This window comes from Streptomyces sp. GbtcB6, from assembly GCF_019091475.1.
GTDB classification, from domain to species: domain Bacteria; phylum Actinomycetota; class Actinomycetes; order Streptomycetales; family Streptomycetaceae; genus Streptomyces; species Streptomyces hyaluromycini.
The window spans coordinates 238,893-255,068 of the sequence record NZ_JAGXJL010000005.1 but is presented as its reverse complement, the minus strand read 5'-3'; the positions used below and the strand labels follow the sequence as shown (position 1 = coordinate 255,068).

The 16,176-nt window shown below is 72.8% G+C and carries 14 protein-coding genes; 7 read left to right on the top strand and 7 right to left on the bottom strand.

Annotated features, from left to right (window positions below; all coding sequences use genetic code 11):
• Positions 1-436 precede the first annotated feature (436 nt).
• Complete coding sequence (locus tag KVT45_RS11560; RefSeq protein WP_089101879.1) at positions 437-1,363, bottom strand: DUF3027 domain-containing protein; 927 nt, start codon at positions 1,361-1,363, stop codon at positions 437-439.
• A 397-nt stretch (positions 1,364-1,760) separates the two neighbouring features.
• On the opposite strand from KVT45_RS11560, the gene KVT45_RS11555 reads away from it, so the two are divergent.
• From KVT45_RS11555 to KVT45_RS11540, 4 genes are all read left to right on the top strand, one after another.
• Complete coding sequence (locus KVT45_RS11555; protein WP_254646600.1) at positions 1,761-3,170, top strand: MFS transporter; 1,410 nt, start codon at positions 1,761-1,763, stop codon at positions 3,168-3,170.
• Between the two features lie 62 nt (positions 3,171-3,232).
• Positions 3,233-3,706 (top strand): DUF2771 domain-containing protein, encoded by a 474-nt coding sequence (locus tag KVT45_RS11550; RefSeq protein WP_217546569.1) that lies wholly within the window; start codon positions 3,233-3,235, stop codon positions 3,704-3,706.
• Positions 3,676-4,431, top strand: coding sequence for a futalosine hydrolase (locus KVT45_RS11545; protein ID WP_217546567.1), 756 nt, complete (start codon positions 3,676-3,678; stop codon positions 4,429-4,431). Before KVT45_RS11550 ends, KVT45_RS11545 begins: the two co-directional genes overlap by 31 nt.
• The gene (locus KVT45_RS11540; protein WP_217546566.1) at positions 4,418-5,269 is read left to right on the top strand and encodes a 1,4-dihydroxy-6-naphthoate synthase; all 852 of its coding nucleotides are present in this window, start codon (positions 4,418-4,420) and stop codon (positions 5,267-5,269) included. Before KVT45_RS11545 ends, KVT45_RS11540 begins: the two co-directional genes overlap by 14 nt.
• 64 nt (positions 5,270-5,333) lie before the next feature.
• Here KVT45_RS11540 and KVT45_RS57650 read toward each other — a convergent pair whose 3' ends face one another.
• Positions 5,334-5,717, bottom strand: a complete 384-nt coding sequence (locus KVT45_RS57650; RefSeq protein WP_089101875.1) for a cold-shock protein — start codon at positions 5,715-5,717, stop codon at positions 5,334-5,336.
• A gap of 188 nt (positions 5,718-5,905) precedes the next feature.
• On the opposite strand from KVT45_RS57650, the gene KVT45_RS11530 reads away from it, so the two are divergent.
• Entirely contained in the window at positions 5,906-6,160 is a 255-nt protein-coding gene (locus KVT45_RS11530) for a hypothetical protein (RefSeq protein ID WP_133026655.1), read from the top strand.
• On the opposite strand, the gene KVT45_RS11525 is transcribed toward KVT45_RS11530, so the two are convergent.
• The 3 genes from KVT45_RS11525 to KVT45_RS11515 all read right to left on the bottom strand — a co-directional run bounded on the left by KVT45_RS11525 (position 6,133) and on the right by KVT45_RS11515 (position 9,721).
• Entirely contained in the window at positions 6,133-6,780 is a 648-nt protein-coding gene (locus KVT45_RS11525) for an HAD family hydrolase (RefSeq protein WP_217546845.1), read from the bottom strand. The genes KVT45_RS11530 and KVT45_RS11525 overlap by 28 nt on opposite strands.
• A gap of 321 nt (positions 6,781-7,101) precedes the next feature.
• On the bottom strand, positions 7,102-8,028 hold the full coding sequence (locus tag KVT45_RS11520) for a hypothetical protein (protein WP_217546564.1): 927 nt from the start codon (positions 8,026-8,028) through the stop codon (positions 7,102-7,104).
• Positions 8,029-8,098: 70 nt separating this feature from the next.
• Positions 8,099-9,721: a substrate-binding domain-containing protein gene (locus tag KVT45_RS11515; RefSeq protein WP_308310702.1), complete on the bottom strand. Its 1,623-nt coding sequence runs from the start codon at positions 9,719-9,721 to the stop codon at positions 8,099-8,101.
• Positions 9,722-9,967: 246 nt separating this feature from the next.
• Here KVT45_RS11515 and KVT45_RS11510 point away from each other — a divergent pair, with 246 nt between their 5' ends.
• Positions 9,968-12,568, top strand: coding sequence for a helicase-associated domain-containing protein (locus tag KVT45_RS11510; RefSeq protein WP_217546561.1), 2,601 nt, complete (start codon positions 9,968-9,970; stop codon positions 12,566-12,568).
• A 110-nt stretch (positions 12,569-12,678) separates the two neighbouring features.
• Here KVT45_RS11510 and KVT45_RS11505 read toward each other — a convergent pair whose 3' ends face one another.
• Positions 12,679-13,227 carry a hypothetical protein gene (locus KVT45_RS11505; RefSeq protein WP_308310701.1) on the bottom strand — a complete coding sequence of 183 codons (549 nt, stop codon included), beginning with the start codon at positions 13,225-13,227 and terminating at the stop codon, positions 12,679-12,681.
• Positions 13,228-13,459: 232 nt separating this feature from the next.
• Between KVT45_RS11505 and KVT45_RS11500 the strand changes: the two genes are divergently transcribed.
• A complete protein-coding gene (locus tag KVT45_RS11500) occupies positions 13,460-15,103 on the top strand; it encodes a DNA repair helicase XPB (protein ID WP_217546559.1) in 1,644 nt (547 codons plus the stop codon).
• On the opposite strand, the gene KVT45_RS11495 is transcribed toward KVT45_RS11500, so the two are convergent.
• Complete coding sequence (locus KVT45_RS11495) at positions 15,061-16,176, bottom strand: glycosyltransferase 87 family protein (RefSeq protein WP_217546842.1); 1,116 nt, start codon at positions 16,174-16,176, stop codon at positions 15,061-15,063. The two genes, KVT45_RS11500 and KVT45_RS11495, sit on opposite strands and share 43 nt — an antisense overlap.

The window sequence follows — 16,176 nt, the reverse complement described above, 5'->3', positions numbered from 1 at the left end:
TACCGCGCGCCGGGGGGTCACCCGCCCGTCCACCCGACCCGGTCGGCCGAGAAGCGAGGGCCCGGGCCCACCGCCCGGCGCCGAGCGGTCACCGACAATCCCGCTCCGCGCCAATCGTCCTGCTCGGATGTGCGACTGCCGCCGCGTGGGCGCGAGGGAGTCGCGGCTCGCGGAAGCGTCCCGAAAGGGGCGCAGGGCGGTATTCGATGTGCGGCTACCGCCGCGTGGGCGCGACCAGCCACAACGACGCCGCAACCGAACGACGACACATCGCGGCACATCCGGCCGAGCGCTCAGCCGGATCCCTGCTGAATCTCGGCCCGGCGCCCCTGTCGTACCTCGGCGGGCAGGATTCCCGGCCTCCCAGCGGGCGGCCTGCCGCTCCGCGAGAGCAAGAGCGGCCCGCCGTCCGAGGGCTGACGGGGCGTCCGGCCCGCTACGAGTGGCCCAGTTCCGCCGATGTCTCGTCCTCCGTCGCCGGTACCGAACCGGAGTCGGAGGCGGGGCGGAGCGGGAAGGGGTCGACGCGTGTCTCGTCGATGACCGGCGGGGCCGGCTGGGGGGTCTTCGGCATGACGGCGGCCTCCGAGTGGCCGCCGCAGCCGTAGGAGAGGGAGACGACCCGGCCGTCGGCCGGGGAGAACTCGTTGGCGCAGACGCCGAAGGCCTGGCCGAGGGAGCCGCCGATGGGGGTGAGGAAGCCGCAGCTCACGCAGGTCGCGGGGGCCGCCTGGGCCATGGGGGTCTTGGCGCCGAACGACTCCTCCCAGCGGTCGGCGGCGATGTGCAGGCCGTAGCGGGACAGGACCCGGGCGCGGCGCATGCCGAGTTCCTCGGCGATCGAGGCGATCGTGCCTCGGGAGGGGACCGTCGGCAGGTGCGCGGGCGTGCCCGCGGTGACCTCGGCGTCCTCCGCCTCGGCCAGCTCCTCCATCTCCTCCGAGATCGGGGAGTTCGGCTCCGGCTCGTCCTCGCCGGTGTAGCCGGGCTCCAGGCGGAGGTCCTCGGCCTCGGTGGGCAGCAGGTCGCCGGGGCCCATGTCGCCGGGGCGCAGCCGCTCGCTCCACGGCACCCACTCGGGGGCGAGGAGGGCGTCGGGGCCGGGGAGGAGGACCACCTCGTCCAGCGTGACGACCTTGGCGCGGGAGGCGCGGGCCACCGTCACCGCCCAGCGCCAGCCGCGGTACCCCAGCTCCTTGCACTCGAAGAAGTGCGTGACCACGCGATCGCCCTCGGCCACCGCTCCGGCGTGCTCGCCGACCACCCCCGGTGCGGCGGCCTCCTCGGCGGCTCCACGGGCGAGGTCGACGGCCTCGGCGCACAGACGGTCGGGGGTGCGGCTTCGCGTTGTCGCTGCGCTCACAGGTATCGCTTCTCTCCTACGCCGTCTCACGAGTGCGGTTGCCTCCGGCGGTGGGGCGGACGGAGCGGACCTGTGGGCCGCATCGACGTCCGCGTCCGATCGCGCTCGGGCGCACCTATGCCATCCATTCTGCGCTATGGCTGAGATAGGCACGCTACCCCGTCGCCGGTGGATGGGGACAGTCCGGCATGCCTGCGGGGGAGGGGAGAGCCGACGGGGGTGGGTGCGGATGTGTTTCGGGTGCGGGTGGGCGGGGGTCGCTCGCGCCCACGCGGCGGAGCCGCATATCAGCTGGGGCCCCGCGCCCCTTACGGGGCGCTGCCCAGCCGTGGCTCATCCAGCCGCGGGCGACTCGCTTGGTCACAAAGTGCACTAGGAACTGTGCTCTCAGGGCACTATGAAGCACGTGGCAACCGCGAGGTCACCCCAACGCGCCGTCGGGGTCGGTAGCGGTGCGGGCCGGATGCGCGGTGCCGTCCGCTCCGTCGGCCGTGCCCTGCACCTCCCGGTGACCGGAACCGCCCGCGGCATCCGCAAGGCCACCCACGCGCACGGCGCCGGCGAGTCCGGGCTGGGGAAACTGATCGAGCTGCACGCGGTCAACGGCGCGGGGGACGTGATGGTCACCGTCGCCCTCGCCTCCACCGTGTTCTTCTCCGTGCCCACCGACGAGGCCCGCGGCCGCGTCGCGCTCTACCTCGCCATCACCATGGCGCCCTTCACCGTCCTCGCCCCGGTCATCGGCCCACTCCTCGACCGCCTCCCGCACGGCCGCCGGGCCGCGATGGCCGGCGCCATGCTCGCCCGGGCGCTGCTCGCGCTGATCATCTCGGGCGCGGTGGCCAGCGGCAGCCTGCAGCTGTACCCGGCCGCGCTCGGGGTGCTGGTCGCGTCGAAGGCGTACGGCGTGGTGCGCAGCGCCGTCGTGCCCAGACTCCTCCCGCCCCGGTTCTCGCTGGTGAAGGCCAACTCCCGGGTCACCCTCGCGGGGCTCCTCGCCACCGGCGTCGCCGCCCCGATCGGGGCCGGGCTGCACGCCGTCGGCGACCCGTGGCCGCTCTACGGCGCCTTCGTGATCTTCGTTGCCGGGACGTTTCTCTCCTTCTCGCTGCCGCCCAAGGTCGACTCGGCCAAGGGCGAGGACGTGGCGCTGCTCGCCGCCGACGAGGAGCATCTGCACGGCCCGCTGCAGAAAGGGGCGAAGCGGCCGGGGCTGCGGACGGTCGGGCCCGCCGTCACCCACGCCCTCGGCGCCAACGCCGCCCTGCGCTGCCTCTCGGGCTTCCTGATCTTCTTCCTGGCGTTCCTGCTCCGCGAGCACCCGCTGACCGGCGAGAGCGCGGCCGTGTCGCTGGGGATAGTGGGGGTCGCCGCGGGGGCGGGCAACGCGCTCGGTACGGCGGTGGGGTCGTGGCTGCGCTCGCGGGCGCCGGAGATCATCATCGTGGCGGCGGTGGCCCTGGTGCTGGGTACGGCGATCGTCGCGGCCCTCTTCTTCGGCGCCTTCCTGGTGGCGGTGCTGGCGGCCGTGGCCGGTTTCGGGCAGGCGCTGGCCAAGCTGTCCCTGGACGCGCTGATCCAGCGGGACGTGCCGGAGCTGGTGCGCACGTCCGCGTTCGCCCGTTCGGAGACACTGCTCCAGGTGGCCTGGGTGTTCGGCGGCGCGGTGGGCATCGTGATGCCGCTGAACGGCACCCTGGGACTGGTGGTGGCCGCGGTGATCGTGGCCGTCGGCTGGCTGGCCACCCTGCGCGGTCTGCTCGGCTCCGCCCGGCACGGCACCCACCCCAGACCGCGAGTGGCGTAACGAACCGGGCACGCCGTACCCCACATGGGGAGACGGCCGAGAGTGCCCGATAGCCTTCGGCCATGACCACGCTGCACTCCCGCTCGCGACGCCGCCGCGTCGTCGCCGCCGCCGGCGCCGTTTCCGCCGGACTGCTCGTCCTGTCGGCCTGTGACAAGCCGTCCCCGATCGCCACGATCACCGTCGGCACGAACTCGGTCAACTCCGAGGCCACCTGCTACAACGACGGCAAGGCCCTGGACACGGCCTCCCTCACCAAGTGCCTGAAGGACACCGGTATCAAGTCCATCAAGGTGGACCCGGACGACACGGTCCGCTTCGGCGTCGACCCGAAGATCGCGGACAACGGCTGGACGATCCTGATGAACGGTCAGGCGCTCACGGACTCCAGCACCAAGACCTACCGCACCATCCCGGGCAGCGTGTTCTTCAACGCCCAGTACGGCGCCTCCGGCGACTCGACCCTCGTCTCCATCAAGGAGGGCGACAAGTCGGTGCTGGGCCTGTGGTCCTTCAAGCTCAAGAAGGACGCCTGACCACGTCCGCCGCACGCGTCCTCGTAGCCACCGCGGTCCCGGCCGAACGGGATGCGGTGGCCAGGGCGTTCCCGGACGGGACGACCGAGGTACGGCTGCCGGGCTCGGCCCTGCTGCACCGCACCCGCGCGGGGTACGACCTCCTCGCCGCCGGGGTCGGACCGGCCCCGGCCGCCGCCGGCACCGCGACCGCCCTCACCGCCGCCGCCCTCGACGGCCGCCCCTACTCGCTGGTCGTCTCCGCCGGGATCGCCGGCGGTTTCCAGCCGATGGCGCCCGTCGGCTCCCTGGTCGTCGCCGACGAGATCACCGTGGCCGACCTGGGTGCCGAGACGGCCGACGGATTTCTGCCGGTCACCGAACTTGGCTTCGGGACCGTCAGCCACCGTCCGCCAAATTCACTCGTACGAGTGACGGCCCAGGCTGTCGGAGCTCACCTCGGAGCGGTACTCACCGTCTCCACGGTGACCGGAACAGCCGCCCGCGCGGCCGAACTGCTGGCCCGGCACCCCCGTGCCCTCGCCGAGGCCATGGAGGGCTTCGGCGTCGCCGAGGCGGCCGCCGCACACGCCGTGCCCGTGCTGGAGATACGTGCGGTCTCCAACCCCGTCGGCCCCCGCGACCGTGCCGCCTGGCGCATCGGCGACGCCCTGGCCGCCCTGACCGAGGCCTTCGGGAAGCTCGTGCCCGCCCTGGAGAGTTGGAACCCACATGACCACCGCTGACTCGTTGCGCATCGCGTACTCGCCCTGCCCGAACGACACCTTCGTCTTCGACGCCCTCGCCCACGGCCGCGTCCCGGGCGCGCCCGCCCTCGACGTGACCTTCGCGGACATCGACATCACCAACGGCATGGCCGAGCGCGGCGAGTCGGACGCGCTGAAGGTGTCGTACGCCGTCCTGCCCTACGTCCTCGACGAGTACGCCCTGCTGCCCTGCGGGGGCGCGCTGGGGCGGGGCTGCGGGCCGCTGGTGCTGACCCGGGAGGCGGGGACGGACCTCACCGGCCGTACGGTCGCGGTACCGAGCGAGAGGTCGACGGCGTACCTGCTGTTCCGCCTCTGGGCCGCCGACACCCTTCCCGGTGGCGTGGGCGAGATCGTGGTCATGCCCTTCCACGAGATCATGCCGGCGGTGCGGGACGGGAAGGTCGACGCGGGGCTCGTGATCCACGAGGCGCGCTTCACGTACCAGAACTACGGCCTGCACAAGCTCGCGGACATGGGCGAGCACTGGGAGAACACGACGGGCCTGCCGATCCCGCTGGGCGCGATCATCGCCAAGCGCTCCCTGGGCACCGAGACGCTCACCCGCCTCGCCGACTCGATCCGCGCCTCCGTCCACGCGGCCTGGGACGATCCCGAGGTCTCCCGGCCGTATGTCATGGCCCACGCCCAGGAGATGGACCCGGCCGTCGCCGACCAGCACATCGGGCTCTACGTCAACGAGTTCACCTCGGAACTCGGCGAGGACGGTTACGCGGCGGTACGCGGACTGCTCACCCGCGCGGCGGCCGAGGGACTCGTACCGCCCCTCGGCCCGCACGCACTCGATTTCCCCTGAAAAAACGCACGGGACTTACCCGCTTGCGCGAGACGCTTCCGAGACGCGTATGTCTCTTGCGCGGCTACACGTCCAGCTGGTCGGCGACCGCGCGCAGCAGCCCGGCGATCTTCGATCCGGCGGCCTTGTCCGGGTAACGGCCGCGCTCCAGCATCGGCGTGATGTTTTCGAGCAGGGTCGTCAGATCCTGCACGATCGAGGCCAGCTCGTCCGGCTTCTTGCGCTGGGCGGCGGCGACCGACGGAGTGGGATCGAGCAGGACCACCGACAGTGCCTGGTCACCGCGTTGACCGGCGACGACGCCGAACTCCACGCGCTGGCCCGGCTTGAGTGCGTCGACCCCGTCGGGGAGAACCGAGGAATGGACGAAGACGTCACCGCCGTCGTCGCGGGAGAGAAAGCCGAAGCCCTTCTCACTGTTGAACCACTTGACCTTGCCGGTAGGCACGTCTGTCCTCGTCCTCGTATCTCGTCGGAAACTGCTCGGGAAACTTCTGAATGCAACAGCTCTGGAACGGCTCTTGATAGCACTCGGGCGGGTCGACCACGACCCGCCGGTACCAAGGCTAATGGTCTTCGGGCGCGTGACAAGACGTCGCCCGGTTGTTCCTTCGGGCAGGGAACTACCCTGGTCGAGTGCGTGACAAAACCCAAGCGAATTCCGCCGGGCCCGGTGACCGACTGATCCGCGCCGGTGCCGTGGTCTTCTTCATCGGTACGGTGGCCACACTCGTCACCGTGATACCGCTGTTCCTCGGTGCGAAGCCTTTTCCGACGTACATGTACCTGCTGAGCATGCTCATGGGCGTCGGCTTCCTGGTCGCGGGCGCCGGAGTGCTCCAGTCGGTCGCGGCCGGACGCCGTCAGGCGCGGGAGGCGTCCTCCCGGTAGCCGTCCTCGCGGTAGCCGGCCAGCCAGGCGGGCAGCTCGGTGAGGTCGCCGAGCACCACGTCGGCACCGGCCGCACGCAGCTCCTCCGCATCGCAGGGCCCGGTGGCCACCGCCACCGACAGGGCTCCCGCCTTGCGCGCCCCGCGTACGTCTCCGACATGGTCGCCGACGTACGCGCCCGCGCCGTGCTCGCGCAGCGCCACCGCCTTCTGCTCGGCCCACAGGTCGCCGACGACGGCGTCCGGGACTATGCCGAGGTGGCTGAGGTGCAGCTTCGCGTTGGGCTCGTACTTCGCGGTGACCACCACGCTCTTCCCGCCTGCCGCCCGCACGGCGGCGATCGCCTCCCGCGCACCCGGCATGGCGGGAGTCGCCGCGATGGCGATCTCCGGGTACATGGCCCGGTACAGATCACTCACCTCCGCGATCCGCTCGGCCGGAAACCAGTGGATCAGCTCCTCGGCGAGCGGCGGCCCCAGCCGGGTGATCGCCAGATCGGCATCGATGTACGTCCCGGTCCGCTCGGCGAGCGCCAGGTAGGCGGCGCGGATGCCCGTGCGGGAGTCGATGAGGGTCATGTCGAGATCGAAGCCGACGGTGAGCGGGCGGCGAGAAGTCATATGGGCCATATGGGCCATTGTGCAGGGTGCGCGGGTGGGCAGGGGCTGGGGCCGGGGGGGGTGGGGACGCTTACCGGCGCTGGCAGGGTGCCTCCCCCAGCCTTCGGCCGGGGGGACCCCCAGCGCCCACCCGTGCCGCCCTGCGGCACGCCTGCCCGCAGCTGAGTAGCTGACACGGCCGCCCGCGGCTGCGTAGGACGCGGCTGGGCAGCGCCCGTAAGGGGCGCGGGGCTGTATCTGATTTGCGGCTCCGCCGCGTGGGCGCGGCCAGCCCCCACCGGCCCGCGGCAGACAACGCACCGCCCGCCCGCCGCCCCCCCCCTACCGCGACCTCTGCGACCGCCACACCACGAACACGGCCGAGGCCAGCGCAGCGCCCCGTACCACCCACGGCCACGTCTCCCCCACCGCACCGCTCATCTGCCCCTGGGCGATCGGCGCGCCCCACCGCCCGGCGCTGCGCCCCCACAGCCACACAAGGCCGGCCGCGACGGACAGCCCCGGCACCCATATCACCGCCAGCTTCGTCTCCGCCGGGGTGAGCCGCCGGGAGCCGTAGGCGATGGCCCAGCCGAGGACGAGCGCGAACCAGTTGCCGAGCACCGCGCCCACGACGAGCGCGGCGGCGGCGAGCAGGAGGAGGGGGTTGCTCCAGCCGGCCCCAGGGCGGGGGACGACGCGGATCCGGCGTCGTCCCGACGGCTCGGCCTCCTCCACTACGGGAGCCGCCGCCGCCTCCACCGGCTCCCCCGGCTCGTCCTCCGGCTCCGCCTTCCGGAACCGCGGCCTGCTGAGCAGTTCGGGGATCTCCACCCCGCCCACGAACCCCGGCACGCCGTCCCCGTCCCCGAACGGGCTGCTGTCCACCCGCCACCAGTCGGGTGGCGGTGCCGAATCGCCCGGCTCCGCGGGCCGGGGGCGCGGTACGACGCGGCGCAGATCCTCGGGCCGCGAGGGCGGTGCCGCGTCCCGCTGGGCGGGGACCGCGGCCGCCGACGGCGACTGGGGCGCGCTGCCCGCCGTACCCCCCGCCGCCTCTACGACCTCGTCGGGCGTGCCCAGCCGGTCCAGGATGCGCCGTACCGCGGCGGGGCTGTCGACGGTCGACTTCGCCCGTTGCCGGTCGATGTCGTTGCGCAGCCCGGAGACCAGCCGCATCCGCTCGGCCGACGACAACTGGCGCTGGTGCGCGATGTCCCCGACGCGGCTCAGATACTCGTAGACGACCTGATCGCTCTCGATACCCACGAAGTCCCCTCCGGGGCCGGTGCGTTGCCTTGGATTACCCCGTCGGAACGACGGTAGCGCAGGCCACGGCTCATGTCGGCCGGCACACCAGCGGGTAGCGGGTCTCCGAGCAGGGGCGGTTGCCGTACTCGCGCAGGATGTCCTTGCCGCCCTGGTCGGTGAGGTAGCGCAGGAAGGCGGCGAGGGAGCCGGCGGGCGGTTCGCCGTAGGTGTAGGCATACTCGGTCTGCCAGTACGGGTACGTGCCCTGCTCGACCCCTTCGAGGGTGGGCGGCATATCGCCGATGTCCAGCTTGACCAGGTTGCCGGCCGGCACGCTGCTGACCTCGCTGTAGCCGAGGCCGCCGGGGTCGGCGCTCACGGTGTCCAGCAGGCTGTCGGTGGTGGTGACTTCGCAGACGCCGTACTTGCCGGGGTCCAGGGCCGCGCAGTCGTTGACGTCGCCCTCGGGTACCGACTTGCCCGCGAGGACCTGCTGTTCGAGGGCGTTGCGGGTGCCGGAGCCGCGGTGGCGGTTGACGAGGTGGACGGGGACGTCGTGGCCGCCCACCTGGGACCAGTTCTTGATCTTCCCCGCGTAGATGCCGCGGATCTGCTGGAGGGAGAGGTTGCGGACGTTCGTGTCCTCGTTCACGACGAGGGTGAACAGGGAGTAGACCACCGGCCGGGGCAGCAGCTGGGCGTGGTTGCCCTCGGCCGGGCCGTCGGTGAAGGTGACGTGGTCGCCGAGCCCCTTGTTGCCCTTGATCCCGGCGGCCTTGCCGGCCTGCTGGAGCGTGGTGAGGCCGTCCGTGCTGCTCTGGAAGGTGCCGTCGTCGATGGGGATGTCGGCCCCCTTGGCCGCGCACAGCTTCGTGTACTGCCTGGCCGCCGCCGTCACCGCGGGCGCGAACGCGGTCGAGCCCGACAGGTGCAGCGTGCCGCCGACGCAGTCCAGCGGGGCGGGCTTGGCGGGGAAGAACAGGGTCAGGCTCGCCTGGACCAGGACCGCCGCCGCCAGCAGGGCCAGACCGCCCACCGCGGGCCTGGAGGCGAAGGTGTGGCTCTCGGTGTGGGCCAGCTTGAGGCGGGCCAGCCAGCGGACCCAGGCGAAGGAGTGGTCCATGCCCCCGGTCACCGCGGCCTGGAACTCCGGCGCCGGGAAGGGCGCGTGCGCGCTGCCGCCCCGGCGCTCCAGCACCGCCAGGATCTTGTAGTGGGCGCCGGGGTTCAGCGTCACCTTGGGCAGCCGGATGACGCCGAAGCCGTCCTCCCAGTCCTTCCCGAAGCCGTCGGTCTCCTGGGTCCTGCCGTCGCGGGTGGTGACGAAGAAATGGCGGAGGGTGGGCTGGCTGAGTTCCGTCACGGCCATGCCGACGACCCGGCGGTCCCGGAACAGCACGCGGATGCCGGTCTTGTCGTCGGGCGGGGTGAGGTAGTCGCCGGAGACGATCTCCCGCCAGCCGGCGTTCTCGATCCGCACCAGCACGAACGACGGCTCCACCAGCTCGTGCCCGTCGTCCCGCATCCGCGCCAGCACGTCGGCGCTCGGCGCGTGCGCGGTGTCCGTGGCCAGGGTGTCCATCTGCAGGCGGTAGCCGAGCCGCTTGCGGCGGATGACGACGAACTCCCACACGAACGCCAGTACCGGGATCACGACGCTGAAGATCGCGACGACGTTGTTGGAATTGAGTTCGACGCCGAGCGTTCTCACGACCGCATCCCCCGAATCGCCTTGCCTCGCCGCGTTGTTGCCGTCGTCGACGTCGCGCGGTTGCCAGGGAGCCCGGGGTGACGAGCGGGTGCCGAGTGTTGCCACGGCTGCCGCGATCCTCCCGCTGAAATTCATTCGGAGGACATCTGCGAAACGTCCCGTTCGCCCGGCGGCTGCCCCTTACACAGAAACGGCCGGGGGACAGGTGATCCCGGTGTCCGCCCCGCACCCGCTACCGTGGGTCGGATGAGCAACCCGGCCACCCCGCCGCGTTCCCTCGCGGAGGCGCTTCGCGCCAGGGACGACGCCTCCCTGGCCGTACTGCTGCGTGCCCGCCCCGACCTCATCACCCCCGTCCCCACCGACCTCACCCAGCTGGCCACCCGGGCCGGCACCCGCGCCTCGGTGCTGCGTGCCCTGGAACGCCTGGACCGCTTCGCCCTGCAGACCGCGGAAGCGCTGGCGGTGGCCGGCGACCCGGCGTCGTACCAGGAGCTGCTGGGCCTGATGGCCGGTGACGGCGGGGATCCGGTCGTCGCCGGCGAGCTGCCGCGTGCCGTCGCCGCGCTCCGCGACCAGGCGCTGGTGTGGGGTGACGACGACCGGCTGCGGCTGGTGCGGACCGCGCGCGAGGTGCTCGCCCCGTCCCCGCAGCATCCCTCGCCGACCGGTCTCGGCCCGACCGTGCGGGAGGCCACCTCGGGGATGTCGCCGGGCCGGATCCAGGAGCTCGTCGCCGCCGCCGGGCTGCCCTCCACGCACGACCCGGTGTCCGCGGTGGACGCGCTCACCAAGCTGTTCGGGCACCGGAAGAAGATGGCGAAGCTGCTCGCCGCCGCGCCCGCCGAGTCCCGCGAGGTCCTCTCCCGGCTGGTCTGGGGGCCGCCGTACGGCCAGATCACGCCCGAACCGGCCGCCCACCTGCGCTGGCTCCTCGACCGCGGCCTGCTGCTGCCGACCGCGCCCGGCACGGTGGTCCTCCCCCGCGAGGTCGCCCTGCACCTGCGCGAGGGCCGGGCGCACCGCGAACCGGAGCCCGTGCCTCCGGCCGTCGAGCCGGGGGCGGTCCACCGTCCACAGGTTGTGGACGCGACCGCGGCCGGACAGGCGTACACCGCCCTCGCCACCGTCGAGGAGCTGCTGAAGGACTGGGACGAGGGCGGTCCTGCGGTGCTGCGGGCCGGTGGCCTGAGCGTCCGGGACCTCAAGCGGACGGCCGTCGCCCTGGACCTGCCCGAACCGATCGCCGCCTTCTGGGTCGAGCTGGCGTACGCGGCCGGGCTGCTCGCCTCCGATGGCGAGGCCGACGAGCGGTACGCGGCCACCCCCGCCTACGACGAGTGGCTGGACCGGCCGTCGGCCGAACGCTGGGCCCAGCTGGCGGAGGCCTGGCTGACCGCGACCCGCACCTCCGGCCTGGTCGGCGGCCGGGACGCCAAGGACCGCGCCCTGTCGGCGCTCGGCCCCGGCCTCGACCGCTCCGCCGCGCCCGAGGTACGGCACCGGGTGCTGACCCTTCTCGCCGCGCTCCCGGAGGGCACCGCCCCGGCCGCCGACTCGGTGCTGGCCCGGCTGCGCTGGGAACGCCCGCTGCGCGGCCCCCAGCAGCGCGACGACGACCTGCGCGGCCGGCTGGCCCGCTGGACCCTGTCGGAGGCCGAGCTGCTGGGCGTGACGGGACGCGGGGCGCTGTCGGCGCACGGCCGCGCACTCCTCGGCGCACCGGCCGCTCCCGCAGCCACTGCCGCTGCCTCAGCCGGGTCTGGGCCCGGGTCCGGATCCGGGTCCGCGGCGAAGGCTGCTTCGTCCACGCAGCCCACCGGCCCCGGCGACAAGCTCCCCGTGCACCATCACCATCCCGCCCCCGGCTTCCCCGCCCCCGCTCCCCTCTCGACGCCCGAGCAGGCCGTCGCCGCCGCGACCGCCGGCCGGCTGCTCGCCCCGCTCCTCCCCGAGCCCCTCGACCACGTGCTGCTCCAGGCCGACCTGACGGCGGTCGCCCCGGGCCCGCTGCGCCGCCCGCTCGCGGACGCGCTGGGCGTCCTCGCCGACGTCGAGTCGAAGGGCGGCGCCACGGTCTACCGCTTCACGCCGGCCTCCGTCCGTCGCGCCCTGGACGCCGGCCGCACCGCCTCCGACCTGCACGCCTTCCTCGCCGAGCACTCCCGCACACCGATCCCGCAGCCGCTCGCCTACCTGATCGACGACGTGGCCCGCAGGCACGGCCATCTCCGGGTGGGCGCGGCCTCGGCGTACGTCCGCTGCGACGACGACACCGTCCTGAACGAGATCATGGCCGACAAGCGGGCGTCGGGGCTGCTTCTGCGCCGCCTGGCCCCGACGGTGCTCGCCACCCAGGCCGACCCGGCCGCCCTCCTGGAGGGCCTGCGCGCGATGGGCTACGCGCCCGCCGCCGAGTCCGCCGAGGGCGATGTCCTGATCACCCGCGCCCACGCGCACCGCACCCCGCCGCGCACGGCCCCCGAGCCGGTCCCGGACGGCCCGCCACCACCGGACTCCACCCTCCTCGCGGCGGCGATCCGCGCGATCCGCGCCGGCGACCTCGCCGCCACCACCCCGCGCAAGTCCACCGGCGCCGCCGTCAGGGGCGGCGAACTCCCCCGCACCACCCCCGCCGAGACCCTCGCCACCATGCAGGCAGCCGTCCTCACCGGCGACACCGTCTGGATCGGCTACGTCAACGCCGAGGGCACCGCCACCCAGCGCGTCATCGCCCCCGTCCGCGTCGAGGGCGGCTTCGTCACGGCGTACGACCACACGGCCGACGAGGTACGCACCTACCCCCTGCACCGCGTAACGGGCGTGGCCGAACTCGCGGAGGAGTGAGCGGCTCGGCAGCGCCCCCGAAGGGGCGCGGGGAACTGCGCGACCAGCCACGACGGCGCCGCAGCCGAACGACGACCCACCCCGGCACCCGCGGCGCTTCCAGCGGAGCGTCAGCAGTCCCGTACCGGTGCGTCGGCCGACAGGCCGAAGTGGGTGCGGGCCGCGGTCTCCAGGCCGGTGGACCCCATCGGCCGGTCGAGGCGGGACGCCGCATAGTGGCTGAAGTGGCTCTCCTCCCACTCCCCGTAGCCCTCACCGTCCGGCGGCTCCTCCTCGGAGACCACCCGGAAGCCGCCGTTCGCCGGGTCCCGCTCCAGCCGCACCACCTGCGGTGTCTGCGTGCCGCTGCACTCCACCAGGGTGCTGCCGTGGGCGCCGTACTCCAGGCACAGCGTGTCGACGCCGGCCCGCACCCGGCCCCCGCTCTCCTCCAGCTCCAGGGCCTCCGCCCGGCAGAACCAGCGTGACCTGAGCGCGGGCTCATCGGTCTCCGCGTACCCGGAGCCGGTCGCCTGCGTCACCAGCCGTGCCTCGACCGCGGGGCGTATCTCGGCCCACAGACCGGCGTCCACGGCGCTGGACCCGCGCGCCCACACCCCGGTCGCCACCAGCACCACCACGGCCCCCGCGCCGGGTCCCCAGATGCGTACGGACGTCACCCCAACCTCCCCACCGAGCCACGCGTATCCGCGGCTCCCTCGGACATGACACCCGAAACGGACCCAAGGTTGCACCGAACGATCAGACACCCTCAAAGACGGGGCACGGGCGGTGCACGTTCCGTCCAGTGGCGAAGGTGATCGTTCGCGTATGAGGCAGACTGGAACTTTGGCCCGTGACGATGGCCGCCATGGCGATGGCCGCACGAGCCGAAGGGAAAGGGTGCCGCGCGTGAATGGTCCGCTGATCGTCCAATCCGACAAGACCCTGCTCCTGGAAGTCGACCACGAGCGTGCCGACGACTGCCGTCGTGCGATCGCGCCCTTCGCCGAGCTGGAGCGGGCACCGGAGCACATCCACACCTACCGGGTGACCCCGTTGGGGCTGTGGAACGCGCGGGCGGCCGGGCACGACGCCGAGCAGGTTGTGGACGCCCTGGTCGAGTACAGCCGCTATCCGGTGCCGCACGCGCTGCTGGTCGACATCGCCGAGACGATGGACCGGTACGGGCGGCTGACGCTCAGCAAGCACCCCGCGCACGGGCTGGTGCTCACCACCACCGACCGGCCGGTCCTTGAGGAGATCCTGCGCTCCAAGCGGATCGCCCCGCTGGTCGGCGCCCGGATCGACCCGGACACCGTCGCCGTGCACCCCTCCGAGCGCGGGCAGATGAAGCAGACCCTGCTGAAGCTGGGCTGGCCCGCCGAGGACCTCGCCGGATACGTGGACGGGGAGGCCCACCCGATCGAGCTCGCCGAGGACGGCTGGGCGCTGCGGCCGTACCAGAAGCAGGCCGTGGAGAACTTCTGGCACGGCGGCAGCGGCGTCGTCGTCCTGCCCTGCGGTGCCGGGAAGACGCTGGTCGGCGCCGGGTCCATGGCGCAGGCCAAGTCGACGACCCTGATCCTCGTCACCAACACCGTCTCGGCCCGGCAGTGGAAGCACGAGCTGGTGAAGCGGACGAGTCTCACCGAGGACGAGATCGGGGAGTACAGCGGGACGCGGAAGGAGATCCGGCCCGTCACGATCGCCACGTACCAGGTCCTCACGACCCGGCGGAAGGGCGTCTACCCGCACCTCGAACTCTTCGACTCCCGCGACTGGGGCCTGATCGTCTACGACGAGGTCCATCTGCTGCCGGCTCCTGTCTTCAAGTTCACCGCCGATCTGCAGGCGCGCCGGCGGCTGGGGCTGACGGCCACCCTCGTGCGCGAGGACGGCCGGGAATCGGACGTGTTCTCCCTCATCGGGCCCAAGCGGTTCGACGCTCCGTGGAAGGAGATCGAGGCGCAGGGCTACATCGCACCCGCGGACTGCGTGGAGGTGCGGGTGAACCTGACGGACTCGGAGCGGCTGGCGTACGCCACCGCCGAGACCGAGGAGAAGTACCGCTTCTGTGCGACCACCGCGACCAAGCGGAAGGTCACGGAGGCGATCGTGAAGCGCTTCGCGGGGCAGCAGATCCTCGTGATCGGCCAGTACATCGACCAGCTCGACGAGCTGGGCGAGCACCTGAACGCCCCCGTCATCAAGGGCGAGACCTCCAACGCCCAGCGCGAGAAGCTCTTCGACGCCTTCCGCGAGGGCGAGATCAGCGTGCTGGTCGTCTCGAAGGTCGCCAACTTCTCCATCGACCTGCCGGAGGCGACGGTCGCCATCCAGGTGTCGGGCACCTTCGGCTCCCGCCAGGAGGAGGCCCAGCGCCTCGGCCGCGTCCTCCGCCCGAAGGCCGACGGCCACAAGGCCCACTTCTACTCGGTCGTCGCCCGCGACACCATCGACCAGGACTTCGCCGCCCACCGGCAGCGCTTCCTGGCGGAGCAGGGGTACGCCTACCGCATCATGGACGCCGACGAGCTCCTCGCGGAGGGCTGACGAGCGCTCGGCAGGGGGTTGCCGGGCCGGGCCGGCAGGGCGGCGCCGCGCCTTCGCAGGACGACCGCGGCGCCCGCCAGCAGGGCCAGTCCGAGAAGCGGGTACGGCGATGCGAGCGGCTGCTGCCACCACGGCAGGTGCAGGTCGCGGTCGCCCTCGTGGGGTACCAGCCACATCGTGCGTGCCGTGAACACGAGTGCCGTCGTGGCCGCGAGGAGCATCCGGCCCTCGGCCAGGAGGACCGCCAGCAGGGGCACGCACCACACCCAGTGGTGGGACCAGCTGATCGGGCAGGCCAGCAGGGCCGTGAACGCGGTGAGCAGGATGCCCCAGCGGTCGGAGCGGGGGGCGCGGGCGCGGGTCGCCAGCCACAGGCCCGTCGCCGCGAGTGCGGTTGCCGGGAGGGTCCAGGCCAGGCCCGGTGTCTCCGTGCCTGCCACCCTGGCGATCAGGCCCTGGAGCGACTGGTTGTCGATGATCCAGGCCTTGCCGACCCGGCCGGTCTCGAACACGCGCCGCGTCCAGAAGTCCACGGTGGCCGAGGGCAGGAGAAGAGCGCCGGACAGGGCCGTGCCGGCGAAGGACGCCGTCGCGGTGGCCGCCTCCTTTCTGCGCGCGGTGAGGAACAGGTAGGCGATGAAGATCGCCGGAGTGAGTTTGACGCCCGCCGCGATACCGAGGGCCAGGCCCTTGGCACGGGCACCGGGCGGACGGGTCAGGTCCCACAGGACCAGGCAGGCGATCGCCAGGTTGACCTGACCGAAGAGCAGCGTCTGGGAGACCGGCTCCAGCCAGAGGGCGAGCCCCGTGGCCGCGCACAGCAGCGGGAGGGGTGCCGTGCGGCCGGCCAGGCGGGCGGAGAGGGCGACGAGCCGGGCGAGCAGGAGCGCGTTGCCCGCGAGGAACGCCACCTTCAGGGCCGGGACGGGGATCCAGGTCGTCGGGACGAACAGGACCGCCGCGAAGGGCGGATACGTCGCCGGCAGCCGCCATTCGGTGACCGTGAAGCCGTACAGATCACCGCCGTGGACCACGGCTTCGCCCTCGGCCCGGTAGACCAGCAGATCGGCCAT